The 5,433-nt window shown below is 43.4% G+C and carries 5 protein-coding genes; 4 read left to right on the forward strand and 1 reads right to left on the reverse strand.

The genetic code is table 11. The features are described 5' to 3' along the window. The first annotated feature begins 61 nt into the window (after nt 1–61). The 3 genes from B2Z67_RS13120 (at nt 62) to B2Z67_RS13130 (ending at nt 3,106) form a co-directional block, all read left to right on the forward strand. Nucleotides 62–733 carry a SanA/YdcF family protein gene (locus tag B2Z67_RS13120; protein ID WP_291530294.1) on the forward strand — a complete coding sequence of 224 codons (672 nt, stop codon included), beginning with the start codon at nt 62–64 and terminating at the stop codon, nt 731–733. Between the two features lie 7 nt (nt 734–740). Next, entirely contained in the window at nt 741–1,211 is a 471-nt protein-coding gene (locus B2Z67_RS13125) for a hypothetical protein (protein WP_291530290.1), read from the forward strand. A 326-nt stretch (nt 1,212–1,537) separates the two neighbouring features. After that, entirely contained in the window at nt 1,538–3,106 is a 1,569-nt protein-coding gene (locus B2Z67_RS13130; protein ID WP_291530291.1) for a glycoside hydrolase family 43 protein, read from the forward strand. Between the two features lie 138 nt (nt 3,107–3,244). Here B2Z67_RS13130 and B2Z67_RS13135 read toward each other — a convergent pair whose 3' ends face one another. Beyond that, a complete protein-coding gene (locus B2Z67_RS13135; RefSeq protein ID WP_291530292.1) occupies nt 3,245–4,387 on the reverse strand; it encodes an acyltransferase family protein in 1,143 nt (380 codons plus the stop codon). A gap of 158 nt (nt 4,388–4,545) precedes the next feature. Here B2Z67_RS13135 and B2Z67_RS13140 point away from each other — a divergent pair, with 158 nt between their 5' ends. Then, nucleotides 4,546–5,313 (forward strand): glycerophosphodiester phosphodiesterase family protein, encoded by a 768-nt coding sequence (locus B2Z67_RS13140; RefSeq protein ID WP_291530293.1) that lies wholly within the window; start codon nt 4,546–4,548, stop codon nt 5,311–5,313. Nucleotides 5,314–5,433 lie beyond the last annotated feature (120 nt).

The following is a 5,433-nucleotide window of genomic DNA, read 5'->3' on the forward strand; positions in this document are numbered from 1 at the left end:
AATTATGAACAGCTACTTAATATAAAAATTGATGTAAATGCGACTAACTAAAATACCGAATATGTCCCGCGTAAAGAAAACATTAAAGAAAATCTTCTCGAAGAAGAAGATTCTCATTTCATGTATCGTCCTTCTCCTGTGTGCCATTGGTGCCATCGTTTATTGTAACAAAACAATTGAGAATGCAGTCGCCAATAAAACGTATGATGAAGTGGCGGAAATCCCATATTGCCAGACCGCTCTTCTATTGGGAACAGCTCCAAAACTCCAAAATGGACAAGACAATCTATACTTCACCTATCGCATAAACGCTGCCGTTAAATTATACAAAGCCGGAAAAATAAAATATATCATTATCAGCGGAGATAACAGCAGGCAAGATTATAACGAGCCTGAAAGTATGAGACAAGCATTAATCCGGCAATCCGTACCGAAAGATTTTATTTATCTGGACTACGCAGGATTCAGGACATTAGACTCCGTTGTACGTACCAGGGAAATATTCGGGCAAGATTCTATAACCGTAATCAGCCAGCAATTTCATAACGAAAGGGCTATATACTTAGCTCAAGAATATGGAATTCACGCAACAGGATACAACGCCCAGGATGTTTCAAAATACTATGGATTTAAAACCCGATTGCGCGAATACCTTGCCAGAGTCAAGATGTTTATTGATATTTCAATGAATAAGCAACCTCATTTCTTAGGAGATAAAATAGAAATAAAATAGAAATAAAATGAACCGGGAACAATTGCAATTAAATGACCACAACAAGCAGGAGTACCCTCCGATGCACACCTGCGAACACATCATCAACCGTACGATGATAAACCTTTTCAGATGCGGACGATCAGTATCAGCCCATATCGAAAGAAAGAAAAGTAAGCTGGACTATGCGTTGGAAACAGCTCCGACGGAAGAAGATGTGAGGAAATTAGAGGTAACCGTAAATACGGTAATAGCCCAAGGGCTGGAAGTGACAACGGAGTTCATCACCCAGGAAGAAGCGCAAGGACGTTTTGATTTGAAAAGGTTGCCGGATGATGCTTCGGAAACAGTACGCATAGTGAAGGTCGGCGATTATGATGAATGCCTCTGCTTGGGAACGCATGTCGGAAATACATCCGAAATAGGAACATTCAAAGTCATCAGCCACGACTGGAACGAAGAAGCCAAACGATGGAGAATGCGCTTCAAATTGATGTAAACTACAAGGTCAAACAAGGAATACATTGTTTGAAGAACATAATAATCCGTTTCCAATAAGGTATGGTAATGTTGCATTTCCCCATTTCGGGTAAATCTTCATTTGCCGGTTGCTAATAATGCTCTTATATTTGCAAGGAGAAGCTGTATCAAAAGTAAAGTACACTATCAAAAAGATATTTTCATCCGCAGATGACACGGATTAAGCGGATTTATTTAAAACCTAATCTGTGTTATCCGTGCCGTCTGCGGATGAAAGATAGTAGATTAAAATGCTGACATAGCCTCCCGGTATCTGATAATATAACCTCTTTAAAAAATACATCAATGAAAAGAATTATTCTACTTATCATGGGGATAGTGGGCTTAACATCCTTCTCTCATGCCCAGCAACAAGGTTACCAAAACCCTGTAATCCCGGGATTTTACCCCGATCCGAGCGTCTGCCGGGTTGGAGATGACTTTTATCTGGTAAATAGTAGTTTCTGCTATTTCCCGGGAGTGCCTATATTCCACAGCAAAGACCTCGTCAACTGGGAACAAATAGGAAACTGCTTGACGCGTGAATCACAAGTAAATCTTGCCAATACAAACTGCTGGGCAGGTATCTACGCACCTACCATCCGCTACGACGACGGAACATTCTACATGATTACCACCAATGTCTCGAACAGAGGGAATTTCCTGGTTCACACCACCGACCCGCGTGGTGAATGGTCTGAACCGGTATGGATTAAACAAGGTGGCATCGACCCCTCGCTCTATTTCGAAAACGGGAAGTGTTATTTAGTCAGCAATCCCAATGCAGGCATCTCTCTGTGCGAAATTAATCCGAAGACCGGAGAACAGCTTAATGAATCAAAGACTATCTGGAACGGTACAGGAGGACGGCATCCTGAAGGGCCGCATATTTATAAGAAAGACGGATGGTACTATCTGCTGATTTCAGAGGGTGGCACGGAATATGGCCACAAAGTGACGATTGCGCGTAGCAATACGATTAATGGTCCTTATGAAAGCAATCCTGCCAATCCTATCCTGACTCATATAGATAAGAATGCCCAGAATAATCCGATACAGGGAACAGGCCATGCCGACCTGGTAAGAGCCGCCGATGATTCGTGGTGGATGGTGTGCCTCGCTTTCCGTCCGCAAACAGGTTTTCACCATCTGTTAGGGCGTGAAACATTCCTTGCACCCGTTCGTTGGGACAAGAATGCCTGGCCTGTTGTTAATGGAAACGGTACGATAGAGCTGCAAATGAACGTGCCTACCCTTCCGCAACAGCCGTTTGCCAAGAAACCCACCCGTACTGAATTCAAAGTTGGTAGGCTGGGGTATGAATGGATATACCTGCGTAACCCGAAAAAAGAGAACTATAGCTTTACTTCCAAAGCGCTCCGGTTGAAGGCAACACCCGCTGACCTAAACGGTACGGATACTCCCACTTTCGTAGGCCGCCGCCAGCAGCATATCGACTTTACTGCCGGAACCTCCGTGGAACTGCAGAAAGGCGAAGCGGGAGATAAGGCCGGATTAACCGTATATATGGAAACTCATTCCCATTATGACCTGTTTGTTAAACAGAACAATAAAGGCGAACAAGTCCTCGTACTATGTTACCAATTGGGTGAACTGAAGCATATAGAAAAGGAAATTGTCCTTCCGAAGAAGAAAATACAGCTTCAGGTAAAGGGTAATAGCGAAGTCTATTCGTTCGGCTATTCCGCCGATGGGAAAAACTTCCAGGAAATAGGCAGGATGAACACGCGTTACCTCAGCACTGAAACAGCAGGTGGCTTCACAGGCGTCATCTTAGGCATGTTTGCTACATCCGGTTCGGCTTCGTCGAAGGCATTTGCCGACTTCGATTATTTCGATTACCGGGAAGAATAAGCAAGGCTAAAAAGATATCTTTCGTCCGCAGATAACGCAGATAACACAGATTTATTTAAAACCTAATCCGTGTTGCCTGCGTTATCTGCGGATAAAAAACAGTAGACTTAAACTTTTGCTACCACCTTTTTTGTAACCTTATTTAGCCTTACGTCCCCCTTTCAGAAAACGTTCCGTCAACCATTTGCGTACAGGTTCATCATAAAGCTTCAGGCAAGCGTAGGCAAGAGCTATAGAGCCAACCAAAGTGAGTATCATATAAGGAATACCTTCGACTATGGTTGCATTGTTATTGCATACCCACGCCGTATACGTGTATATCAACGGATAATGTGTGATATAAACAGGATAAGAAATATCTCCCAGGAACTTACAAATTCCGGCAGAGCGTTTACCTGTCACTTTGCCTCCGGCACCCATAGACACAATAACCGGAAAGATGAAAATAATACAAAACGCTTCGTATAATCCGTTCATCCAGAAACCATCTTCACCACCTATACGTGGAACGGATAGAATGACAACAATCATCAGGCTACACCACCAGAACGCCCGCTTCTTAACCCGTATCAACCAACCGAGTCGCGATAACAGCAATCCGGCAAAGAACGGGTACAACAGGCGAACCATACCAACATGATGCTGATCCCAGTTAAACGCCCAGCCTCCCACAACGTCTCCCTTGGGTGCGGTAAGGCAAAGATGCAAGGTTGCACAAGCTGCCAGAAAAACAAGGATGGATAAAGCAGTCTTGTTAAACTTACGAACAAACAATGCATACAGTATATTACCGATGTATTCGTAATAAAGCGACCATGCCGGCCCGTTCAGCGGATGCATTTCCATCCACCCGCGGATATCCCACTTCAAGGGAAGAGGAAGCAACGTAAAGCCATAAAGCATGATTACCAGTACTGTTCCTACCGAAACATTATCCATTGCCGGGAAACAAGGCGATTTCTGGAAGAAAAAGAAAACAGCACCGACAATGCTACCCATAATCACCATAGGATGCAGACGGATGACTCGGCGTTTGAAGAAAGTACCGATACTCATCCTACCCCAACGGTCGTCATAAGCATAACCGATAACGAAACCGGAAAGCATAAAGAAAAAGTCTACTGCAAGGTAGCCATGGTTGATAATCTGCGTAAGGTGACTACCATTTGCATGCGCTTCGAAAAGATGGAAAATAATAACCATAACAGCCGCTACACCACGCAACCCGTCCAGGATTTCATAATGTGGCTTAGAGGCAAGGTAAGTTGTCTGCGTATTCATCTAAAACAATTGAGGTATTAAAAAAATAAATGTGTGTGCAAAAGTAAAATAAAAAACGGAAAAAAGAGTCATCTTATAAATAAAATATCATATAAACGAAATATTATATATGAAATATATTTCGTAAACTTGCAGCAGATTTTTAAAAATGAGCAATTATGAAATTAAGAAAACTGTTATTTGCTTCTACCTTGTTATTTGTCATCTATGGCGCCTTACATGCCCAAAACACTCAAGTTATCGCCCATCGTGGTTTCTGGAAAACCGACGGTTCCGCCCAGAACAGCATTGCCGCCCTGGTAAAAGCCGACTCCATCCATTGTTATGGCTCCGAATTCGACGTTTGGCTCACTGCCGATAATAAACTCGTAGTTGACCATGACGGAGTGCGCAACGGTGTCCGTCTGGAAGCTTCCACCGGGAAAGAGTATACGGCTAATATACTTGATAACGGTGAAAACCTTTCTACCCTGCAACAATACCTCGATAAGGGCAAACAACTGAAAACCCGTCTTATCCTGGAATTAAAGAGCCACAAAACTCCCGAACGGGAGACATCCGCCGTTGAACAGATTGTAAAACTGATAAAAGACATGGGGCTGGAAGAACGTACCGAATATATTTCTTTCTCCCGCCATGCCTGCGGAGAATTCATCCGCCTGGCTCCAAAAGGTACTCCCGTGTATTATCTGGATGGCAACCTCACGCCGCAGGAACTGAAAGAGATGGGTCTTGCCGGTCCCGACTACCATCATTCCGTATTCAAAAAACATCCCGAATGGATCAAACAATGTCACGAACTCGGTATGAAAGTAAACGTGTGGACAGTAAACAGTCAAGAAGATATGGAGTGGCTTATCGGTCAGAACGTTGACTTCATTACAACTGACGAACCTGTATTACTGCAAAATATTCTCCGCGACTGACGGGTTGTTTTCTTCTTTAAGTACTTCGTTGTAATTATTTTATATACTTAGCAAAGCGGAGCTTGAGTTAGGTTGCTGCGCAATGCAAGCAATTTTTCAGACGCGGATAACGCGGATGAC

Source organism: Bacteroides sp. UBA939, assembly GCF_002293435.1.
GTDB lineage: Bacteria > Bacteroidota > Bacteroidia > Bacteroidales > Bacteroidaceae > Bacteroides.